The sequence below is a fragment of the Nocardioides ferulae genome (assembly GCF_003660455.1).
Classification (GTDB): domain Bacteria; phylum Actinomycetota; class Actinomycetes; order Propionibacteriales; family Nocardioidaceae; genus Nocardioides; species Nocardioides ferulae.
In genome coordinates this window covers 92,222-112,111 of record NZ_QZVR01000018.1, presented here as the reverse complement: position 1 = coordinate 112,111, position 19,890 = coordinate 92,222, and the positions used below count along the sequence as shown (strand labels likewise).

The 19,890-nt window shown below is 70.7% G+C and carries 19 protein-coding genes; 14 read left to right on the top strand and 5 right to left on the bottom strand.

Annotation, left to right across the window (positions count from 1 at the left end; genetic code table 11):
* Positions 1–339: 339 nt before the first annotated feature.
* Both D6B71_RS17240 and D6B71_RS17235 read left to right on the top strand, forming a co-directional pair.
* Positions 340–561 carry a hypothetical protein gene (locus D6B71_RS17240; protein ID WP_126688302.1) on the top strand — a complete coding sequence of 74 codons (222 nt, stop codon included), beginning with the start codon at positions 340–342 and terminating at the stop codon, positions 559–561.
* On the top strand, positions 558–2,024 hold the full coding sequence (locus tag D6B71_RS17235) for a cytosine permease (protein WP_121257328.1): 1,467 nt from the start codon (positions 558–560) through the stop codon (positions 2,022–2,024). The genes D6B71_RS17240 and D6B71_RS17235 overlap by 4 nt, the downstream gene beginning before the upstream one ends.
* An 18-nt stretch (positions 2,025–2,042) precedes the next feature.
* Here D6B71_RS17235 and D6B71_RS22915 read toward each other — a convergent pair whose 3' ends face one another.
* Positions 2,043–2,549, bottom strand: coding sequence for an Lrp/AsnC family transcriptional regulator (locus D6B71_RS22915; protein WP_164519722.1), 507 nt, complete (start codon positions 2,547–2,549; stop codon positions 2,043–2,045).
* A 183-nt stretch (positions 2,550–2,732) separates the two neighbouring features.
* On the opposite strand from D6B71_RS22915, the gene D6B71_RS17225 reads away from it, so the two are divergent.
* The 7 genes from D6B71_RS17225 (at position 2,733) to D6B71_RS17195 (ending at position 11,622) form a co-directional block, all read left to right on the top strand.
* Positions 2,733–3,782, top strand: a complete 1,050-nt coding sequence (locus D6B71_RS17225; protein ID WP_164519721.1) for an aromatic ring-hydroxylating oxygenase subunit alpha — start codon at positions 2,733–2,735, stop codon at positions 3,780–3,782.
* A gap of 86 nt (positions 3,783–3,868) precedes the next feature.
* Positions 3,869–4,756: a PDR/VanB family oxidoreductase gene (locus D6B71_RS17220; protein ID WP_121257384.1), complete on the top strand. Its 888-nt coding sequence runs from the start codon at positions 3,869–3,871 to the stop codon at positions 4,754–4,756.
* A 166-nt stretch (positions 4,757–4,922) separates the two neighbouring features.
* Complete coding sequence (locus tag D6B71_RS17215; RefSeq protein ID WP_121257324.1) at positions 4,923–6,035, top strand: S-(hydroxymethyl)mycothiol dehydrogenase; 1,113 nt, start codon at positions 4,923–4,925, stop codon at positions 6,033–6,035.
* A complete protein-coding gene (locus D6B71_RS17210; RefSeq protein WP_121257322.1) occupies positions 6,032–6,757 on the top strand; it encodes an MBL fold metallo-hydrolase in 726 nt (241 codons plus the stop codon). Before D6B71_RS17215 ends, D6B71_RS17210 begins: the two co-directional genes overlap by 4 nt.
* The gene (locus tag D6B71_RS17205) at positions 6,757–7,584 is read left to right on the top strand and encodes an EamA family transporter (RefSeq protein WP_121257320.1); all 828 of its coding nucleotides are present in this window, start codon (positions 6,757–6,759) and stop codon (positions 7,582–7,584) included. Before D6B71_RS17210 ends, D6B71_RS17205 begins: the two co-directional genes overlap by 1 nt.
* Positions 7,585–8,798: 1,214 nt before the next feature.
* Positions 8,799–9,494 carry a Crp/Fnr family transcriptional regulator gene (locus tag D6B71_RS17200; RefSeq protein WP_121257318.1) on the top strand — a complete coding sequence of 232 codons (696 nt, stop codon included), beginning with the start codon at positions 8,799–8,801 and terminating at the stop codon, positions 9,492–9,494.
* A gap of 730 nt (positions 9,495–10,224) precedes the next feature.
* Complete coding sequence (locus tag D6B71_RS17195; RefSeq protein ID WP_121257316.1) at positions 10,225–11,622, top strand: HNH endonuclease signature motif containing protein; 1,398 nt, start codon at positions 10,225–10,227, stop codon at positions 11,620–11,622.
* A gap of 42 nt (positions 11,623–11,664) precedes the next feature.
* Here the strand turns inward: D6B71_RS17195 and D6B71_RS17190 are convergent, their stop codons facing one another.
* A complete protein-coding gene (locus D6B71_RS17190) occupies positions 11,665–12,294 on the bottom strand; it encodes an NADPH-dependent F420 reductase (RefSeq protein WP_121257314.1) in 630 nt (209 codons plus the stop codon).
* Positions 12,295–12,416: 122 nt separating this feature from the next.
* Between D6B71_RS17190 and D6B71_RS17185 the strand changes: the two genes are divergently transcribed.
* Positions 12,417–13,364 carry a hypothetical protein gene (locus D6B71_RS17185; RefSeq protein WP_121257312.1) on the top strand — a complete coding sequence of 316 codons (948 nt, stop codon included), beginning with the start codon at positions 12,417–12,419 and terminating at the stop codon, positions 13,362–13,364.
* A 16-nt stretch (positions 13,365–13,380) separates the two neighbouring features.
* Here the strand turns inward: D6B71_RS17185 and D6B71_RS17180 are convergent, their stop codons facing one another.
* Positions 13,381–14,538: a cytochrome P450 gene (locus D6B71_RS17180; protein ID WP_240641514.1), complete on the bottom strand. Its 1,158-nt coding sequence runs from the start codon at positions 14,536–14,538 to the stop codon at positions 13,381–13,383.
* A 125-nt stretch (positions 14,539–14,663) separates the two neighbouring features.
* Between D6B71_RS17180 and D6B71_RS17175 the strand changes: the two genes are divergently transcribed.
* Together D6B71_RS17175 and D6B71_RS17170 are read left to right on the top strand one after the other, a co-directional pair.
* Positions 14,664–15,320, top strand: coding sequence for a hypothetical protein (locus tag D6B71_RS17175; RefSeq protein WP_121257308.1), 657 nt, complete (start codon positions 14,664–14,666; stop codon positions 15,318–15,320).
* Positions 15,321–15,379: 59 nt separating this feature from the next.
* Complete coding sequence (locus tag D6B71_RS17170; protein WP_121257306.1) at positions 15,380–15,580, top strand: hypothetical protein; 201 nt, start codon at positions 15,380–15,382, stop codon at positions 15,578–15,580.
* Positions 15,581–15,628: 48 nt separating this feature from the next.
* Here the strand turns inward: D6B71_RS17170 and D6B71_RS17165 are convergent, their stop codons facing one another.
* Complete coding sequence (locus D6B71_RS17165; RefSeq protein ID WP_206051821.1) at positions 15,629–16,423, bottom strand: alpha/beta fold hydrolase; 795 nt, start codon at positions 16,421–16,423, stop codon at positions 15,629–15,631.
* Between the two features lie 17 nt (positions 16,424–16,440).
* Here D6B71_RS17165 and D6B71_RS17160 point away from each other — a divergent pair, with 17 nt between their 5' ends.
* Positions 16,441–17,319, top strand: coding sequence for a PfkB family carbohydrate kinase (locus tag D6B71_RS17160; RefSeq protein ID WP_121257304.1), 879 nt, complete (start codon positions 16,441–16,443; stop codon positions 17,317–17,319).
* 17 nt (positions 17,320–17,336) lie between these two features.
* Here D6B71_RS17160 and D6B71_RS17155 read toward each other — a convergent pair whose 3' ends face one another.
* Positions 17,337–18,173, bottom strand: coding sequence for an LLM class flavin-dependent oxidoreductase (locus D6B71_RS17155; RefSeq protein WP_206051820.1), 837 nt, complete (start codon positions 18,171–18,173; stop codon positions 17,337–17,339).
* A gap of 107 nt (positions 18,174–18,280) precedes the next feature.
* Here D6B71_RS17155 and D6B71_RS17150 point away from each other — a divergent pair, with 107 nt between their 5' ends.
* Positions 18,281–19,888, top strand: coding sequence for a methyl-accepting chemotaxis protein (locus D6B71_RS17150; RefSeq protein ID WP_121257302.1), 1,608 nt, complete (start codon positions 18,281–18,283; stop codon positions 19,886–19,888).
* Positions 19,889–19,890 lie beyond the last annotated feature (2 nt).

Here is a 19,890-nt window from a genome sequence, read left to right as displayed (position 1 = left end):
GGCGCCACCCGCCTCCCAAGCCGCGTGACGTGCCCTGGCCGACCAGGGGCAGCGCCTCGTGGACGTCGACGCAGCGGGTTCCGACTGTCGCCGGCCCCACTGCGGTCAAGCTGGTCACACATAGTCCCCGCCGGGAGGGGTCAGTCGCCACCGCGATGCGCGAAATCAGGCCCTGACAGATACGCAAAGCGTGGGACTCGCACTCGTTACCCACGATTTACGTATCCGGCACGAGGGCACATCTACGGGCAGTGGACATTGTCTACCGTAAGAGCGCGCGGCCGGACGATGAAGGCATCGAACGGCGGCGGGCACGCCCCGTACTTGGAGCCAGACCTGATGACCGCTCATGAACTCACCCCTCTGGCCGGAGTAGCCGGCCCCGCCCTCGTCCACCACCTGCCCACCGGCGCGGTCGACGACTTCGCCCATCGCGTGGAACTCGCATCGGAGGCCAGCAACGACGGCGACAGCTATGCCGTCGTCGACTACTACGCCGTCGCGCTCGCCACCGTGTTGGTCCCGCTGGTCATGTTTGTCGTCGCCCTGCTGCTCGCATGAACGCCGGTAAGCCGGCATCGAGCTCCAGCTTCGCCGGACTGGACAACGCACCGCTCCTCAAGAGCGAGCGCACGTGGCGCGGTGGCACGCTGCTCGCCTCGTCCACCTCGACCGCGGTGGCGACCTGGTGCTTCGTGCTCGGCGGCACCGTCGCCTACTACCTCGATGCCGTGACCGGCGCCATTGCCATGATGGCGGGGATCCTCATCGGCATCGGCGTGATCCTGATCTCCATCGTCCCGGTGGCGACCAAGTACGGGGTCGACTCAGCACTCTCCTCGAAGACGTTCATGGGCAGCCGTGGCTGGTACCTCGCCGTAGCACTGCTGTTCGTCATCCTCGCCGGGTGGAACACCGTGATCGTCGTCATCCTCGGCCGTGCGGTCGCGGAGATTCTGGTGACGATGGGATTGATCGGTGAGCAGGCACGCTCCGCTACCGAGGTGATCGCGATGCTCGCCGGCCTCGGCGTCGTGTGGTTGGTCATCCGCCGCGGCTCGTCGGCGTTGGCAAGCTCGTCCAAATGGATCGCCCTGGGTGTGCTGGTCCTAGCCACGTGCGTCCTTGGCCTGCTCATCAAGGAGGTGGGTGTGAGCGGACTTCTCGACGCGGCACCGCTCGCGCCGTTCGACAACAAGGCCACCAACGTGACGATCAGCGTGGAAGCCTTCATCGCCACGGCAATCGCCTGGTGGCCCTACGTAGGCGGCATGGTTCGCCTGGTGCCGAGTGCTCGGACGGCGCTGTGGCCGAGCATCTTCGGTCTGGCCGTGCCGCTCGCGGCGGTGTCGATCATCGGGCTTCTCGCAGGTTTGGTGGTACCTGACTCCGGCGGCGACCCGACAGCCTTCCTGACCCAGGTCGGCGGCGTGGTCTTCGGCGTCATAGCACTGGCCTTCATCGTGCTGGCCAACGTCGGATCGACCATGGTCGGCGCGTACTCAGCGGCGGTCGGCATCCGCCAGGTCCCGGCCATCTCGAGACGAACGTCGTGGAGCACGGCATGTGCCCTGGCGCTCATCCCCAGCGCCGTGGTCGCCGTCTTCTTCGCTGATGCGTTCGTCGCCAACCTGCAAGTCTTCCTTGCGGTCTGCGGGCTCTTCCTCGCGCCAATGTGCGGCATCCAGGCGGTGGACTACTTCCTCCTGCGCCGACAGACCCTCGACGTCCGCGCGCTGTACACCGACGGCCCGACGAACACCTACCGATTCTGGGCCGGCGTCAATCCGGCCGCCGTCGTGGGGTTCGGGGTGGGTGTGGCGACGTTCTTGATGCTGCTCGACCCGCTCACGTACACACCCCGAACATTCTTCACGTACACGACTGCGAGCCTGCCCTCGATGCTGGCGGCCGGAGCCGCCTACTGGCTGGCATCACTCGTGGTCCGCAGGATGGGCAAGGGCGGCTATCGCGAGGCCGCGACGCGCGATCCGGCGCAGATGGCCGAACGTCTGCAGCGGTGAGCCGAGGGTCCCGTCGCCTCAGCTGAGGCGGGAGTAGTGGTACTCCGCCTTGTGGACCTTGACCTCCTGGATGACGTCGACGTCGACGATGCCGTCGACGTCACCCAGGCGGCTGGTCAGCAGCGCGTACAGGCTGTCGCTGTCCTTGCACAGCATCTGGACGTAGATGTTGCTGCGCCCGATCGTGGTGGACACCCAGGTGGTTTCCGGCCACGCGGTGAACTCCGCGACCGCTCGTGAGTGCGCGGCTGGTGATGCCTTGACCAGGAGGACGACCATGGTCCCGTAGCCGTAGGCAGCCGGGTCCACATAGCCGAGGATCTGCAGCACCCCTGTGTCTCGAAGTCGCTTGACGCGGCCCCGGACCGTCGCCTCGGACACCTGGAGCGTCCGCGCGATGTCCCTGAACGCGCGACGCCCGTCGTCCTGGAGCTCCTGCAGGATCTTGCGATCGAGATCGTCGAGCGAGATCTCGGCCTGCGCCCCGTCGCGGTCTGCGAGCGCCGCCGTTGCGTCGTTGTCCACGTCGCGATCCTTCCACACACGTAACGCCTGGCATCGCAACACAGACTTAACATGTCTCCCCGTTGCGCAATGCGCAAAAGAAGCGCGAGAATCGTGCGCAATCAATAGAAATGGAGATCGACCATGACTCTTCTGAACGTCGCCGATGAGGCACGTCGAGGCGAGCTCGTTCCCAGCTTTCCCGTGAGCTGGTACACCGATCCCGAGATCCTCGAGATCGAGCGCCGAGAGATCTTCGCCAAGACCTGGCAATACCTCGGCACCACCGAGTCCTTGACCAGGACCGGCGACTACCTCACCGTCACGGTGGGGGACGTCCCGGTGGTGGTGACCCGGTCGGCCGAGGGCATCAATGCGCTGGTGAACGTGTGCCGGCACCGCTTCCACGAAGTGGCACAGGGGAGCGGAAATGCTCGCCGCCTGGCGTGTCCTTACCACGCCTGGAGCTACGACCTCGAGGGCAACTTGTGCAACGCCCCCCGGGAGACTCGCTTCGAGAACTTCGACAAGTCGCAGTTCCCGCTCGTCAAGCTGCCTGTCGCCGTGTGGGGTCAGATGGTGTTCGTGTGCCTGGACCAGGACGTCGCACCGCTGCAGGACTGGATTGGGCGGCTGCAGGACGTGCTGATCGACGTCGGTGTCGATGTCACCAAGCTGGTGCACCGCAAGCGCACCGAGATGACGATCAAGGGGAACTGGAAGGTCGTCGCGGAGAACTTCCTGGAGTGCTACCACTGTGCGCCGGCGCACCCGAGCTACACGAAGGCGTTCGACGTCGCCACGTCGGAGGGCTACCCGTTCGAGGTGAACCAGGACTGGATGACCGCGCGCACCCTTCCGCGGGACGTGTTCAAGCAGGAGCCGGACAAGGCGCCGTACAACATGGTCGGTCCTGTGGAGGTCAACCAGAACGACTATCTCTGGCCGAACTTCGCCACCTGGACGTTCCCTGGCGAGGGCAACCTCCTCGTCTACTCGTTCACGCCGGTCTCGCCTGGGGAGACCGTGGCCCACTTCGACTACTTCCTGGATCCGGCCATGACCGACGACGCGGCCGAGAAGCTGACCGAATTCGTCGACGAGGTCGGGTGGGAGGACGTCCGCCTGATCGAGTCGGTCCAGCGCGGGGTCGTCGGCAATGCCGTCCCCACGGGCGTCCTCGTCCCTGATGAGGGCCAGGTCGTGGCGTTCCAGAAGCTGGTGCGCGACGCGGTCGCTCGCGCGGGTCGGTGAAGCGACCGGCCGGCGCAGGGGAACGTGCCGCTGCACGGCTCCCTGCGCGCCTTCGAGTGACGGGGATCGAGGAAGCCGCCGAGGACGTGCGAGTCCTGCGTCTGGCCGACGCGGGTGGCGCTGACCTGCCGGCCTGGGAACCGGGCGCGCACCTCGAGCTGCTGCTGCCCGGAGAGATCCGGCGCCAATACTCGTTGTGCGGGTCCCTGTCCGACCCCGCGGAGTGGTCGATCGGCGTGCTTCGGGCCAACCCCAGCCGCGGCGGCTCCGCCTACCTCCACGACCACGTAGCCGCGGGCGACGAGCTCGACGTCACGGGCTTCCACAACCTGTTCCCGTTGCTGCCGGCCGAGAGGTACGTGTTCATCGCCGGTGGCATCGGCATCACGCCGATCTTGCCGATGATCGCGGCGGCCGAGGCGGCCGGGTCCGCCTGGGAGCTGCACTACGGCGGTCGTCACCGCTTGTCGATGCCGTTCCGCGACCGGTTGGCCGAGCATGACGACCGGGTGACCATATATCCCCAGGACGAGTGCGGCCTGATCGACCTCGATCGGGCGCTCGCTGGAGTCGGACCGGGCGTCCTCGTCTACGCATGCGGACCCGAGCCGCTCTTGGACGTGCTGGGTGAACGGTCGGCCAGGACGAGCATGCAGCTGCACATCGAGCGATTCGCCCCGGCGTCCGCAGCCGACGACGCCTCGTCGACACCTTTCGAGGTCGAGCTCGTCCGGACCGGCGTCAGCATGCAGGTACCGGCCGATCGCTCGATCATCGACGTGCTGGAGGACATCGGTGTCGACGTCCTCACGTCCTGCCGGGAAGGCATCTGTGGGACCTGCGAGACCGAGGTCCTCGGCGGCCTGGCCGATCACCGTGACAGTCTCCTCAGCGACGAGGAGCGCGAGACCGGGAACACGATGATGCTCTGTGTCAGCAGGGCCCGTTCACCGCGGCTGGTGCTCGATCTATGACGACGTCGCACGGCCCGCCGGTCGGCTCGCTTCCGGTCGCCAAGCGCGGTCGAGAGGCGGAGCGGCAGAGCGGCAGAGGCCTCTCCCGCCAGCAAGGTGCGGCCGCGCGACCCAGCAGCGCCTGGGTTTGCGCGGCGACCCAGATCCCACGAGAAGAGGAGTGCACATGCAGCAGGTGAAGGCGGCGGTCGCGCGGGCGAAGGGTGCCCCGGTCGAGGTGGTGACGATCAACGTCCCCGACCCGGGTCCGGGCGAGGCCGTGGTGCAGGTGCAGGCCTGCGGCGTCTGCCACACCGACCTGCACTACCGCGAGGGCGGGATCAACGACGAGTTCCCGTTCCTGCTCGGCCACGAGGCCGCCGGCGTCGTCGAGGCCGTCGGGCCGGACGTGACCGGCGTGGCGCCCGGCGACTTCGTCGTCCTCAACTGGCGCGCGGTGTGCGGCGAGTGCCGGGCCTGCAAGCGCGGCGACCTGCACTACTGCTTCAACACCCACAACGCGACCCAGAAGATGACGCTCGCCGACGGTGAGGGGGCCGGCACCGAGCTCAGCCCCGCGCTCGGCATCGGCGCCTTCGCCGAGAAGACCCTGGTCGCGGCCGGCCAGTGCACCAAGGTCGACCCCTCCGCCCGGGCGGCGGCGGTCGGCCTGCTCGGCTGCGGCGTGATGGCCGGCATCGGCGCGGCCATCAACACCGGCGCCGTCACCCGCGGCCGCTCGGTCGCGGTCATCGGGTGCGGCGGCGTCGGCGTCGCCGCGATCGCCGGCTCCGCGCTCGCCGGGGCGTCTCCGGTCATCGCCGTCGACATCGACCCCAAGAAGCTCGCGAGGGCCACCGAGATGGGCGCGACCCACACCGTCGACTCCTCCCAGGTCGACCCGGTGGAGGAGATCAAGCGCATCTGCGCCGAGACCTACGACGGCGCGGACGGCGCCGACGTCGTCATCGAGGCGGTCGGCCGACCGGAGACGTGGAAGCAGGCGTTCTACGCCCGCGACCTCGCCGGCACCGTCGTCCTCGTCGGCGTGCCCACCCCCGACATGAAGGTGCCCGACCTGCCGCTGATCGACGTGTTCGGCCGCGGCGGGGCGCTCAAGTCCAGCTGGTACGGCGACTGCCTGCCCTCGCGCGACTTCCCGATGCTGGTCGACCTCTACCAGCAGGGCCGGCTCGACCTCGACGCGTTCGTCACCGAGGAGATCGGCATCGGCGACGTCGAGGCCGCCTTCGACAAGATGCACCACGGCGACGTCCTCCGCTCGGTGGTGATCGTGTGACCGCCCGGGTCGGCCACGCGCTGGTCAGCGGCACGTTCAGCCTCGACGGCGAGACCCACGAGGTCGACAACAACATCTGGGTGGTGGGCGACGACGCGGAGTGCGTGGTCATCGACGCGCCCCACGACGTCGACGCGATCATGGAGGTCGTCGGCGACCGGGTCGTGCGCGCGATCCTGCTCACCCACGCCCACGACGACCACAGCCGGATGGCCCCGGCGCTGCGGGAGCGGGTGGTCGCGCCGATCATGCTGCACCCCGACGACCGTCCGCTGTGGGAGCTCACCCACCCCCAGGACGAGCACGGCCACCTCTGGGACGTCGACCTCGGCGAGGGCTTTGAGATCGTGGTCGGCGGCACCCTGCTGCGCGCGCTGCACACGCCGGGCCACGCGCCCGGTGCGGTCTGCTTCCACGCGCCCTCGCTGGGCGTCGTCTTCACCGGGGACACCCTCTTCCAGGGCGGTCCCGGCGCGACCGGCCGCAGCTTCAGCGACCGACCGACGATCGAGGCCTCGATCCGGGCCAAGCTCTTCGCGCTGCCCGAGGAGACCGTGGTGCACACCGGCCACGGCGACGACACCACCATCGGCGCCGAGCGGGCTGCCCTCGGACCCCCGGCGACGAGTGTCGCCTCTCTCGACGGGACCCCCACCGAGGACGAGGAAGAGGCCGAGGGCCTGTCGGCCTCGCGACCCGGTGCTCGCGAGGTCCTGTCCTGATGGCCGTCACGCTTGCCCTGCTCGCCGCCCTCTTCTACGGCACCGCCGACTTCGTCGCCGGCATCGCGACCAACCGAGTTCGGCCGTGGATCAGCACTTTCATGGTGGTTCTCAGCGGCGCTTTCGCCGCTTCCGTCGGATGGGCGTTCAGCGGGGGCACCGTCGGTGCCACCGACCTCACCTGGATCGTCGTCGCCGGCGTTGGTCTCGGACTGGGTTCACTCGTGCTCTACCGAGGACTCGCCACCGGGCGGATGGGAGTGGTCGCCCCCATCTCGGGCGTCGGTGCGGCCCTCGTCCCCGTCCTCGTCGGCATCCTCGTCGGCGAGCGACCGGACCCGCTTGCGTGGCTGGGCATGCTGCTAGCCCTTCCCGCGATCTGGCTGGTCGCCCGACCGCCGGCGTCTTCCTCCGCGAGCAGCACCGGCATCGTTGACGGCATCCTGGCAGGCGTGGGATTCGGGGTCCTGTTCGCCGGACTCGGCCAGATGCCTGAGAGCGCCGGACTCCTGCCGGTCGCTCTCACCAACTTCGTCGCTGCGGTGGTCGTCGGCCTCCTTGCACTCCTCGTGCGCGAGCCGGTCCTCGCCTGGGAGCCACTCGTCCTTGTCCTTGTTCCGTGCGGATTGGTCGGAGCACTAGGCACGGGCCTCTTCATGGTCGCGACCCGCTTCGGGTACCTGTCGGTGACCGGCGTGATCACTGCCCTCTACCCCGCAGTGACCGTGCTTCTCGCCGCCGTCCTCCTGCGCGAGAAGATCCACCTCGCTCAGCTGCTCGGCCTTTCGCTCTGTGCCGGGGCTGTCACGCTGGTCGCCGCCTCGTAGTCGTATGTCCAGCCAGGTTGCTGACACGCGACCGGGCGAAATCTCACGCGAGCGGCAACACATCCAGGGCCCGTGTCTATTAGCCGTCGCGCGCTCAGCAGAGCGCCGGCGCTGGGGCGCGGCGGCCAAACCCGATACCTCCCGGAAGGACCCAACGGCGCGTACCCCGGTCACCCCCGTGTATGCCCGGCTCTGCCATACGTGAGTTGCGGCATCGCCGGTCGTACACCCCCGGCAGGGGCACTTGATCCGTGGGTTGGATCTGGGTCGACCGCCTTGAGACGGTCCGGCAGCGCAAGTCGAAAGGACGACGTCCTAAAGCTGGGGTCGCGACGGCGGACTCGTTCGCTGGAGCGGGAGTGTTGCGAAACGGCACCGGGTCGGTGACATGGGATAAGACCTTCGACGACTGTCCTGCCCTCAACCTGCCCCTCGCCGGGAGTCGAAGCGACGACAACATACTGACCACGTACGGCGACTCGCTAGCACTGTTAGTGCAGGTCAGCGCCACTCTTGCCCAAGGCTCTCGAACGACGGCGTCGGCCGGGAACGTTCCCGGCGGGGAAAGCGGACTCCCGGCCGGGCGTCGCCGGGGCAACAAGTGGTTGAGGTCGATGCTGGTTCAGGCCGCTGGGCCGGTCGGTCGGATGAAGGGCAAGAACTAGCTCGCCGCCCAGCACGGCTCGGCTGACGCGTCGGCGTAGAATGTGCCGCGCTCAGGTCGCGATGGAGCACTCGATCCTGGGCACGGCCTACTTGTTAAAAGCGCGGTGCCCTACCGCGACCTCGGACCGGAGTCGTTGGAGAAGCGCAACGTGGAGGCGCACACCGCAGACTGGTGGCGCAGCTGTAGAGGGTGGGACACACCGTGGTGATTGCCCCAACTGCCTGACCTCAAGAGGACGAACGGCGTCCTCGGGCTTCGCCCGTCGGCGCTTCTGCACGCTTAGCGGGGACTCGGTGGATTGTTGCTGGGAGCACGTGCGTCTGTGTCCTGTGAGAGTAATCGCCCAAGTCATCCGTCATGGACGACGGCGCGGACCCGCCACGTTTCCTGGCGCCGCGCACCCAGCGGCGCGGGTGAGTCGCACGGGCGCCGTAGGGACGGAGGGTGCCAGCGCGAGCAAGGGCCACCGCCCGCCCACACGTCGCTCCGAGGGCGGCCCGGCACGCGGAGGAACCTGCCTGAAACATGCGTCGGCCACCATGGCGGGATGAGTGTGCAGCAACCGGTCCCGGAGTCGCTTCTGACTTCCCTCGCCTTCCTCGGCATCGACGAGACCGCCACGGCGGAGGTGCTGGCAGTCATGGTTCCCGTCGACCTGCGGCGCAACCAGGCCCTCTTCCACCAGGATGAGGAAGGCGCCAGCCTGTACGTCGTGCAGACGGGCATGCTGAAGCTGTCGCGACGAGGTGGACAGGCTGCGGCCGGCATCCAGGCGCTCTTCGGCGCTGGCGACGTGTTCGGCGAGATGTCCTTGCTCGGTGGCGGCCGACGCAGCGGCACGGTCGTCGCTGTGACGCCGTCGACGGTGCTGGAGCTCCCGCAGCCTCGGTTCGATGAGTGGTTGGAAGAACGGCCATGGATGGCAGGCGTCCTCCTGCGTCACCTGGCACGTCGTCTTCGCTCCTCGAGCGAGGTGATCTCGGATCTCGTCTTCGCTGACGTGACGAGTCGGGTCGCGAAGGTCCTCGTGCGGCTCGGCGAGCGCTTCGGCGTCGTTCTGGGGAATGGCTCCGTGCACGTCGACCATCAGTTGACGCAGGTCGAACTGGCGCAGCTCGTGGGTGCCGCTCGAGAGTCGGTCAACAAGGCGCTGGCCAGCCTCACCGCGTCGGGATACATCGAGCTGCGTCCCAAGGGGGTCACCATCCTCAAGCCCCAGGAGCTCGAGGCATTTTCCCGTTGACGTCGAAGGGCAGGTACACATAGGCCGCAGCGAGGTCGCAGCAGCTAGTGATTAGTACGAGGGAGACCGTTCAGCAACGGACAGGAGCAGGCGCCGGCGTGAGCCCTGCTGGCCGAGCCTTCCGTCAGTCCGGTCAGTGGACAGGCTCAATATCGGCTCAAAAACCTCGCCGGCTACTCCTGGCAGCGTCCTGCTGCGACGACCGGCGTCTGGGCACGACAGCCCGGCGGATATCCCGCTGACCTGCTATTTTCTCCGTGAGAGCGGTGTCGGTCAGAGGCGCGTCGGGTCGTCACCAGGGGCCTCGAGGTCCTTCTGATCCTGGCTACGGATCAGAAGGTTTGGGGTTCGAATCCCTACGGGCGCGCAGATTCAGAAGTGGCCCTCACCTGCGGAGACGCGATGGTGGGGGCCTTTCGCTTTGGCGGGGTCGGGGACGCGTGGGCCCAAGAAATGGGCTCAAATTGAAACCGCAACGCCGTCGAATCGAAGGTGCGCAGCCGTTCAGCGAGCACCAGTTGCCCGGTCTGAGATCCCTGGCGATGCGCTGGCGGGACGGCACGCCTATCGGCGACTGGGTCCAGCGGTCATCGGTGGGTCGCAGTTGCTCGACGCGTGCACGACCGATCAGGCGCCGGCGACGCACGGAGTCGAGATCGAACAGGTGTTTGTCACAGACGTACGTAAGTCCTTTGGAGTGACTGTCGGTGGGCTCTGTTTCACTGGTCCTATGACCGAGACCACCACTCCGCAGCCGCCCGATCGGGTGCTGCTCGACCCCGCCGACCAGGCGTGGGTCGATGAGGAGTGGTGGGCTGCGGGTGATCCGGCGCGGGTCGAGTTGGAGGCGATGCTGGAGCAGCTGGCCAACATGGCCGACGTGCCCGAGCAGACCCCGGCCGCGGACGCGACCCGGGTCGACCAGTTGGCGTTGTTGGAGCGGATCAAGGGCGCCGCCGCGGGGTTGCAGGCGCGGATCACCCGGGGGTTCGAGGCCTCCCAGCTGGCCCAGCAGGAGGCCGCCGGGGTCCCCGCCCGGCGGCTGGGCCGCGGGATCGGGGACCAGGTGGCCCTGGCCCGGGGCTGCCCCACCCGCGAGGGCGCCCGACACCTGGGGTTCGCGCACGCGATGGTCGAGATGCCCCACACCGACTCCCTGCTCGCCGGTGGCCTGATCAGTGAGTGGACCGCGACCCTGCTGGTCCGTGAGACCGCCTGCCTGACCCGCGAGGACCGCCAGATCGTCGACGCGAAGCTGGCCGCGACCACCATCGACACCGAGACCGGCGAGGTCACCGAGGCGTTCGTCCTGGGTCTGACCCCGCGGCGGGTGGAGGCCGCGGCGCGGGCGTTGGCGGTCGAGCTCGACGCCGAAGCCGTGGTCCGCCGGGCGGCGAAGGCCGCCAAAGACCGGCGGGTGACCACCCGCGCCACGCCGGACACGATGGTCCACGTCACCGCCACCGTGCCGGTGGTCCAAGGAGTGGCGTGCAAGGCCAGCCTGATCGCCGCGGCGAAGGCGATCAAGGCCCAGGGGGATGAGCGGACCCAGGCGCAGATCGAGGCCGACCTGTTCGTCCAACGCCTCACCGGTCAGACAGACGCAGACGCGGTGCCTCTCGAGGTGGGGCTGGTGATGACCCCCGACACCCTCCTCGGCGCCGGCCTCGCCCCGGACCGGCCGGCCCGGACCGCCGACGGCACCGTCATCCCCGCCCAGACCGTCCGCGACCTCATCCACACCACCACCGCGCCGGTCTGGCTACGGCGGATCTTCACCGACCCCGCCACCGGGGTCGTCACCCACACCGACCCCACGAGGCGGTTCTACGACCGAGTCGACCGCGACTTCATCAAGTGGCGCGACCAGCACTGCCGCAGCCCGCTCTGCGACGGCCGGATCGACGAGGGCGACCACGCCGAACGGTTCGCCGACGGCGGCCCCACCACCCGCGAGAACGCGCAAGGGGTCTGCAAGCCCCACAACCTGGTCAAAGAGACCCCCGGCTGGAGCACCCAGGTCACCGACCCCCGCCCCGGCCGCCACACCACCGAGACCACCACCCCCACCGGCCACACCTACCGCTCCCAAGCACCACCGGCCTTGCCTCCCCCGGCGAGGGAGTGACCCGACGCCGCACCACGAACGACGTGTGGCGAGGGTGTCACCTCAGCCCTGCTGCAACAGCGTGCGCATCGTCTCGGCGTCGACCTCGGCGCCGTACGCCGGCTTGTCGCGGTCGAAGCGGCGTCCCTCGATGAGCGCGCCGGCGTCGACGGCGTCGAACCCGAACGCGTCCACCAGCGATGCGACCACGCGCTTGGCCTCCGCGTCGTCGCCGGCGATCGGCACCGCGCGACGCTCAGGGTCACCGGCGGGCTTCGCCTCGTCCACGATGTGCGCCGCCTGGATCGCGTTGAACGCCTTGACGACCTTCGACTTCGGCAGGTGTGCGGCGAGCAGCTCGCTGGGAGAGGTCTCGCCGGCGTCGATCGCGGCGTAGTGCCCGTCGCGCTCGAAGTAGTAGTTGTTGGTGTCGATCACGACCTTGCCGGCCAGCGGCTCGACCGGCACGGTGTCGTAGGCGCCGAACGGGATGGTCACCACGACGATCTCGCCGGCGGCCGCGGCCTCCTGAGCGGTCGCGGCGCGGGCGCGCTCGCCGAGCTGATCGACCAGGTCGGTGAGCGTCTCCGGCCCCCGGGAGTTGCTGAGCACCACCTGGTGCCCGTGCGCGACCGCCTGCTTCGCGATCGCCGTGCCGATGTTGCCGCTGCCGATGAGGCCGATGATGGTCATGGCAGAGGAGCGCGGGCACGCGACGATTTCTTCCCCACGAGACCACCGCAGGTGTCCGGGATCGCACCACGTGTCCACCGGTAGCCGCACCTTCAGACGCCGTCCGTCGGTAACGTCAGGTCGTGACAGTCGAGACCAGCGAGTACGACCGGTTCGGGCCGTGGGTCGAGGAGGTCACCACCGAACGGGAGGTCCCGCGGCTGTTCCGTGTCCACCCCCTCGACCTCGGTGCGGCCCGCCTGGTGCTGAAGGTGCCGCGCAACATCGCCCGTCGCGACGCCACTCCGAGCATGCACCTCTACGACCACCTGCTGGCCCTGGAGTCCGATCGGCTCACCGTGCTGAGCCGGCCGAGCGGTCCGGACGCCCGAGGGTCGCGGGACTACGAGGTCCGGCACAGCGCGTACGCCGACGTGGTCGCCGTCCTCGACGAGGTGAACATGCTCGAGGGTCACCTGCGGGTGCACACCAGCGGCGGCGAGGTCGTGGCGATCAGCTACAACGGAGCGGCCAACGCCCAGCCGCGCCGGCTCGCCGAGGAGCTGCGCCGGCTCGCGGTCGCGGCCAGGGGCGGCGTACGGCGATCGCCGCGCTTCGCCCCGGCGGCGAGCGGCGACCGGCTGCTCGCGCAGTCGGCCCTCGGCGACGACGACATCGGCGTCGTGAACGCCCATCGCGTCGTGGCGGAGCAGCGCCCCGAGCTCACGATCCTCGCCTGCCACCGCCGGCACGCCCTCAAGCCCGGACTCGGCGGCCTCGCGGGGGCGCGGAGCAGGCTCTCCCATGCCCTCAAGCCGGCCGTGCTGCACGCGGGCATCGTGGCCGCCGACGGTGACACGCTCGAGCTGTTCGGGCGACGCCACGAGCCGGTGCGCGGCCGGATGGCGGAGTACTCGCTCTCCCGAGCCGTGCTGCTGACCCACGCGCTCGACCGCGTCGAGCGCGAACCGCACCCGGTCTATCCGGGGGCGACCGTCCTGACGTTCGTGTCCGGTCGTTCCCGGCTGCGCACCACCGTCCCGACCGGCTCCGATGCCCAGTGCGTGTTGACCGGAGTCACCGCACGGTAGGGCGCGGCCGTCCGGCTCAGCCGTGCACGGTCGGTGCCTCGCCGCGCAGCACGACGGGCACCCGCGACCAGCCACCCACCGGCGGGGTCTCGCGCACGGCCCGGCGGTCGGTGGCCAGCTCGATCCATCCGGTGCGCCGCAGCAGCTCCTCGATCACCACCCGCAGCTCCATCAGTGTGAGGTCCTTGCCGGGGCACACATGCGGGCCGATGCCGAACACGAGGTTGGCAGCGGCGTTGGCGGCGGGCTGGTAGCGGTCCGGCTCGGCGAACGCGTGCGGGTCGCGGTTGGCGGCGGTCCAGTTCAGCAGCACCCGTTCGCCCGCGGCGAGGCGCTGCCCGCCGAGCTCGACCTCCCGGGTGGTCACCCGCCGGTTGGAGACGAACGGGTCGTCGATCCGGAGGATCTCGTGCAGGGCGTCCTCGATCGCGCCTGCCGCGCCGGCGGCGACGAGGTCCCGGAGCTCCTGCTGGACCGTGTGGTCGGCGGCCAGGAAGTGCACGATCACCCCGACCGAGGTGGCCAGCGACCCGAGGTCGCCGGCGGTCCAGTTGCGCAGGATCGAGACCACCTCCTCGTCAGTGAGGGGCCGGCCGTCGACCTTGGCGTGCATCAGCTCGCCGGTGACATCGGCGACGGGGCACCCGCGCCGCTCCGCCAGCAGGCCGTGGATCAGCCGGTCGAAGCGCTCGGCCACCTCCGCCGTCCGCGCCCGGTCACCGGACCGGGTCGCCGCGTGGTTCTCGGCCATCCAGTCGACCAGCCCCTCCTCCAGGTGCGCCGGCCAGCCCAGCCACGACGACTGGGATCGCACCGCGTAGGGGACGCCGATCCCGGCGATCGTCTTCACCGTGACCTCGCGCGGCAACGCGTCGACGATCGCCACCGCGTGCGCCCGGCACCCCGCCTCCAGCTCGGCCACCCGCCCCGGGGTGAGGAACGCGTCCACCACCGCCCGGTACGCCGCGTGCTCGCCGCCGTCGAGGCTGTTCGGGATCGCGCGGCGGGCGGTCACGTTGCTGGAGAAGGTGCCGGGATCGGTGGCCGCCTCGACCACCTCGGCGTGCCCCAACACCACCCACGCGTCTCCGAGACGGGTCACGGAGGCCCGGTCGCGCATCGCGTCGTAGGCCGAGCGCTGATCCTCCTGGATCCGGGCCGTGTCGATCTCCACCGGGTCTCCCACGGTTCTCCTCTCCTCGCTGCCGGCCTGCCGGGCGGCTCACCTCACACCTAACCAGGTGGGCCGCCGCTCGTTGCTCGGGCGTCGGGGGGCCCGCTGACCGAGAGGACGAACCGATGACCCGTGCCCTGCCCGTCTGGGGGCTGCGCGTGCTGGCGGCCGCGACGGCGCTGTTCCTGCTGGCGGCCACCGTCGTCCTGGTGCGGCTGGTCCCGCACGTGCCGACGCTGGTGCGGGCGGCGTCGGACCTCCCGGAGGCGGTCGAGATGCTGGACCGGGCCCCCGACACCCTCGACCAGGTCGAGCGGATCGACCGCAACGTCGACGACCTGACGCCGCCGGCGATGAAGGCGCTCGACGAGCTGGACGGCGCCGGCTCCGACATCGGCACACTGGCCGACAGCGCCGACGACCTGCTCGCGCAGCTGGCGGCGCTGGACTCCTCGGCCGCCCCGCTGGCGGAGGCGGCGCCGGAGCTGGAGGCGCTCGCCGCGGAGCTCACCGAGCTGCGCGCCGCGCTGCGGCGAGTCGATCGACGGCTGGCCGGCGTGGAGGAGATGGAGGGGGCGCTCACGTCGATGCGCCGGCCGTTGAGGGACCTCGCCTCGCACGCCGGACCGTTGCCCGACAGCCTGGACCGGCTCAACGCCAGCGCGGCCACGCTGGAGGAGCTGCCCGAGCGGTTCGACCGCCTGCAGCGGGTGCTGATCCGGGTGGCCCGCCACGTCGCGAACCTGGACCGCAAGCTGTCGCTGCCCATCGTGGGCGGCTGATCCGCCCGCGAGTCCGCGAACCTCCTCCAGCCCCGCCCCTGGCTGCCGATAGGTCCGACATGAACCCGAACCACCTGCACCAGGTCGCGACCGTGCTCGCCGCCACGCTCGGTGGCGCGGCCTTCCTCCAGCTCAGCGACGGCCACCTGCGGACCGGCCTGCAGCTCGTCGCGCTCGTCGTCGCCTGCTTCGCGGTGATGCTGGTCAACCGCCGCCGCGAGCCGGAGGCCGGCTCGGCCCGGGACCCGTTCCGGGAGTGACCGGTTCGTGCGGTGCCCCTCGCGCCGTCGCTGCGTACGCCGATCGGTTCAGGCGAGCAGGAACGTGCGCAGTGCGGTGACGACGGTCTCGGGCTGCTCGGAGTGCACCCAGTGGCCGGCACCCTTCACCGTGACCAGCGTCGTGCGCGGGAAGAGCCGGCGCATCTCCGGCTCGTTCTCGGGCCGCACGTAGGGGGAGCGCTCGCCGGCCAGCCACAGGGTCGGCCGGTCGAAGCAGCCGTCGAGCTCGGGGAAGCCGCCGATGGCCGGCAGCTCGCGGCGCAGCAGCTCGAGGTTGGCCCGCCAGTGGAAGCCCTCGCGACCCGAGCGCAGGTTCTGCAGCAGGAAGCCGCGCACCCGCTCGTCGGGGATCGGGCCGGCCAACGCCTCGTCGGCGTCGGAGCGCCTGGCCACCACGGACAGGTCGAGCGCGGAGAGGCTGTCGAGGAGGTGCTCGAACTCGTCGGTGCCGCGGCCGCCGGACGGTGAGATGTCGACGACGACGAGGCGGTCGACCAGCTCGGGGTGGCGCAGCGCCAGCACCATCGCGACCTTGCCGCCCATCGAGTGGCCGACCAGGTGGACCGGACCGGACGCCGCGAAGCCGGCGCGCAGCTCGTCGGCGACCAGGTCGGCGGTCTCCTGGTAGCTGAAGTGGTCGGTCCACGAGGACCGGCCGTGGTTGGGCAGGTCGACCAGCAGCGAGCGCAGCTCCGGCTGCAGGGCCTTGGCGATCGTGGTGAAGTTCTTGCCCTGTCCGAACAGGCCGTGCAGGAAGACGACCGGTTCGCCGGCGTCGCCCACCTCGGTCGTGTGCAGGTCGCTCTCCGCGTCGGTGGTCACCGGGCCAGACTAGGAGGATGGACCACGACGGCCGCGGCACGGTGCTCTGCTTCGGGCTGCTCACCCTCGACCACCTGCAGGTCGTCACCCGGTGGCCAGGGCCCAACGAGAAGGTGGTCGCCCGCTCGGCGGAGCTCGACTTCGGTGGACCGGCGGCCAACGCCGCCGCCACCGCGGCCGTCCTCGGCAGCCCGGCGCGGCTGGTCACCGCCGTGGGGTCCGGCCCGCTGACCGAACTGGCGCTCGGACTGGTCGGCGCGGCCGGCGTGGAGGCGGTGGACCTCCTCGCCGGCGAGCCCGGCGCCCCGGCGGTCTCGTCGGTCATCGTCACCGAGCCCACCGGGGAGCGTGCGGTGATCTCCCACAACGCGGCCGGCGTCGCTCGCACCCCGCCGGTGGACGGGGTGCCGCTCGACGGCGTCGGCGTGCTGCTGCTCGACGGCCACCACATGGCCGCCGCCACCGAGCTGGCCCGCCGGGCCAGGGCGGCGGGGGTGCCGGTGCTCCTCGACGGGGGCAGCTGGAAGAGCGGCACCGAGGAGCTGTTGCCGCTCGTCGACGTCGCCCTCGTCTCGGCCGACTTCGCCCACCCCGACGGCGGCGATGTGCTGCACCTGCTGGCCGCGGCCGGCTGCCCGGTCGCCGCCCGGTCCGCCGGCGCCGACCCGGTCGAGCTGCTCGTCGAGGGGCGACGCCGCCAGATCGCGGTGCCGGCGGTCCCCGACGTGGTCGACACCGTCGGCGCCGGCGACGTGCTGCACGGCGCGCTCGCACACCTGGTCGCCGGTGGCGGCCTCTCCGACCCCGCCGCGGCGTTGGCCCGGGCGGCCGCGGTGGCCTCGGAGTCGTGCCGCAGCGCCGGAGCGCACGGCTGGTTCGGCCGGCAGCACCGCTGACCGACCGAGCCTTGCGGTCAGGTCGTCGCGAGCGCCTCGAGCAGCGGCACCGGGCTCGGGTGCTGGCCGGTCGCCTGGAAGATCACCGAGTCGGCGCCAGCGCCCCCCAGCTCACGCACCCGCTCGGCCACCGCCGCGTTCAGCTCGGCGGCGGTGCGCATCGGGTCGACCTCGGTGTAGACGCAGACCGCCGACCGCGGGTCGAGGGCCCGGCCGCCGCGGTCCCGGCCCAGCGCGAGCTCCGCGTGCGCCCGGCGTACGGCGTCGGCGTCGGCGACCGAGTCGAGCAGCACGCCATCGGTCAGCTCGCCGGCGAGGCCCACCGACCGGGGACCACGGGCACCGATCAGCAGTCGGGGCGGCGTCTGTGGCGGCCAGTCCAGGCGCACCCGGTCGAGCCGGACGTACCGCCCCTCCATGGTGACCTCCTGGCCCGACAGCAGGTCGCGGACCGCCGTGGTGTGCTCGCGCAGCAAGGTGAGCGGCGACTCGACCGCGGCGCCCACCTGCGCCATCCACTCCTGCACCCCGTGGCCCAGGGTCACCGTCAGCCGGCCCGGCCAGAGGCGGGCCAGGTTCGCGATCTCCATCGCCGCCAGCGCCGGGTTGCGCAGCGGCACCGGCAGCAGCCCGACGCCGACGTGGACCCGCTCGGAGAGGGCGAGTGCGGCGGCCGCGGTGGTCAGCCCACCCTGCAGGAAGCAGTCCTCCCAGAGCCAGAGCTCGTCCACGCCGGCGGCGTCCACCGCCGCCATGACGGCACGCAGGTCCTCGGGCGGGGACTGCGGACGGAACACCACGCCCAGCTGGGGCGAGGAGACGGGCTGGCCGGCGGGGGAGTCGGATCTGCTCACGGTCTCATCATGCTCCCGGCGCGGCTCAGTTCGCCGGTCCGAGAGCCGATGGGGAGAGCGCCGCCCTCCCCTGGTGACTTGGTGACCCGTCGTCCGAAAGGCAACCCGTGTCCTCCACCGTGCGCTCCACCGGCCTCGTCGCCGCCCTGCGTGGTGCCTCCCTGCGCACCCGGCTGCTGGCCTCCTTCCTCGTCGTGTCGCTGCTGACCCTGCTCGTGGCCGGCTTCTCGCTGGAGCGGATGAGCGCGCAGAGCGAGCGTTCGCAGTCGGTGCAGACCGACTCGGGGCACCTCAACGCCGTCCGCGACCTGCAGGTGCTGTGGTGGGAGTACGCCGCTCACGACGCCCGCACCGCCATCGAGAGCCTGCCGCCGGAGGTCCTCGAGGTCGAGTCGGCAGCGGCGGCCGAGGCCGCGGAGGGGCTGGTCGCCCGGGTCGACGACGTGCAGGCGCTGCCGCTCGACCCGACGGCGAAGGCGGCGATGGACGAGTTCGCGGCCGCGGTCGAGGGCAACTTCGCGATCCTCGACCAGATCAAGAGCGGCGAGCTCCTGCCGGCCGAGATGGGTGCCGCGCTGGCCGAGATGGACGGGTACGCCGTGCAGGCCGAGGAGAGCATCGCCGTCGCGATCGAGGGTGAGCAGGCCGAGTCCGCGGAGAAGGCGGCGGCGGCCGACGCGGCGTACGAGGACACCCGCACCTGGACGATCGCGGTCAGCGCCCTGGCGGTCCTGGTCTCCGTCGGGCTGGGTGTGGTCAGCGCTCGCAGCGTCGCCGGACCCATCGGCGCGACCCGGGACCTGCTGGCGCGCGTCGCCGACGGCGACCTGACCAGCCGCCTGGAGCGCTCCGGCGCCAAGGAGATCGAGCAGCTGCGGCGCTCCCTGAACACGACGCTGGACTCTCTGGCCGGTGTGATGACGATGGTGCGCGAGTTCGCCGGCCGGCTGGCCGGTTCGTCCACGGCGCTCAGCGGCACCGCCGACGCGCTCGCGGCCGGCGTACAGGAAGTCGCCGGCGAGTCCGACCAGGTCAGCGTCGCCGCCGGCGAGGTCTCGCGCAACGTGGCGACCCTGGCGAGCGGATCGGAGCAGATGCAGTCGGCGATCGGCGAGATCGCGCACAGCGCCAACGAGGCGGCCCGGGTCGCGGACAACGCGGTGAGCGTCGCCGAGGAGACGACCCGGACCGTCGGTCGGCTCGGCGACTCCTCGCGCGAGATCGCCTCGGTCGTCAAGGTGATCACCGCGATCGCCGAGCAGACCAACCTGCTGGCCCTCAACGCCACCATCGAGGCCGCCCGGGCCGGCGAGGCCGGCAAGGGCTTCGCCGTGGTCGCCGGCGAGGTCAAGGACCTGGCTCAGGAGACCGCCCGGGCCACCGAGGACATCTCCCGGCGGGTCACCACCATCCAGGAGGACACCGCCGGCGCCGTCGAGGCGATCGACCGGATCCGCGGCGTGATCGACGAGATCAACCACTTCCAGACCACGATCGCCTCCGCGGTCGAGGAGCAGACCGCGACCACCAACGAGATGAACCGCAACGTCGTGGAGGCGGCCGGTGGCTCCGAGGGCATCGCCGGCAGCGTCGCCGGCATCGCCGGCGCGGCCACCCGGACCTCCGGCAGCGTGCAGGAGGCCCAGCAGGCCGCCGCAGAGCTGGCCCGGATGGGCACCCAGCTGGAGGAGATGGTCAGTCGCTTCCGGCTCTGACT

Excerpts from the sequence above, each read along its gene's own strand:
- D6B71_RS17240 (WP_126688302.1), top strand. The coding sequence starts at position 340 with ATGACCGCTCATGAACTCACCCCTCTGGCCGGAGTAGCCGGCCCCGCC.
- D6B71_RS17235 (WP_121257328.1), top strand. The coding sequence starts at position 558 with ATGAACGCCGGTAAGCCGGCATCGAGCTCCAGCTTCGCCGGACTGGAC.
- D6B71_RS17215 (WP_121257324.1), top strand. The coding sequence starts at position 4,923 with ATGCAGCAGGTGAAGGCGGCGGTCGCGCGGGCGAAGGGTGCCCCGGTC.
- D6B71_RS17205 (WP_121257320.1), top strand. The coding sequence starts at position 6,757 with ATGGCCGTCACGCTTGCCCTGCTCGCCGCCCTCTTCTACGGCACCGCC.
- D6B71_RS17200 (WP_121257318.1), top strand. The coding sequence starts at position 8,799 with ATGAGTGTGCAGCAACCGGTCCCGGAGTCGCTTCTGACTTCCCTCGCC.
- D6B71_RS17195 (WP_121257316.1), top strand. The coding sequence starts at position 10,225 with ATGACCGAGACCACCACTCCGCAGCCGCCCGATCGGGTGCTGCTCGAC.
- D6B71_RS17190 (WP_121257314.1), bottom strand. The coding sequence starts at position 12,294 with ATGACCATCATCGGCCTCATCGGCAGCGGCAACATCGGCACGGCGATC.
- D6B71_RS17175 (WP_121257308.1), top strand. The coding sequence starts at position 14,664 with ATGACCCGTGCCCTGCCCGTCTGGGGGCTGCGCGTGCTGGCGGCCGCG.
- D6B71_RS17170 (WP_121257306.1), top strand. The coding sequence starts at position 15,380 with ATGAACCCGAACCACCTGCACCAGGTCGCGACCGTGCTCGCCGCCACG.
- D6B71_RS17160 (WP_121257304.1), top strand. The coding sequence starts at position 16,441 with ATGGACCACGACGGCCGCGGCACGGTGCTCTGCTTCGGGCTGCTCACC.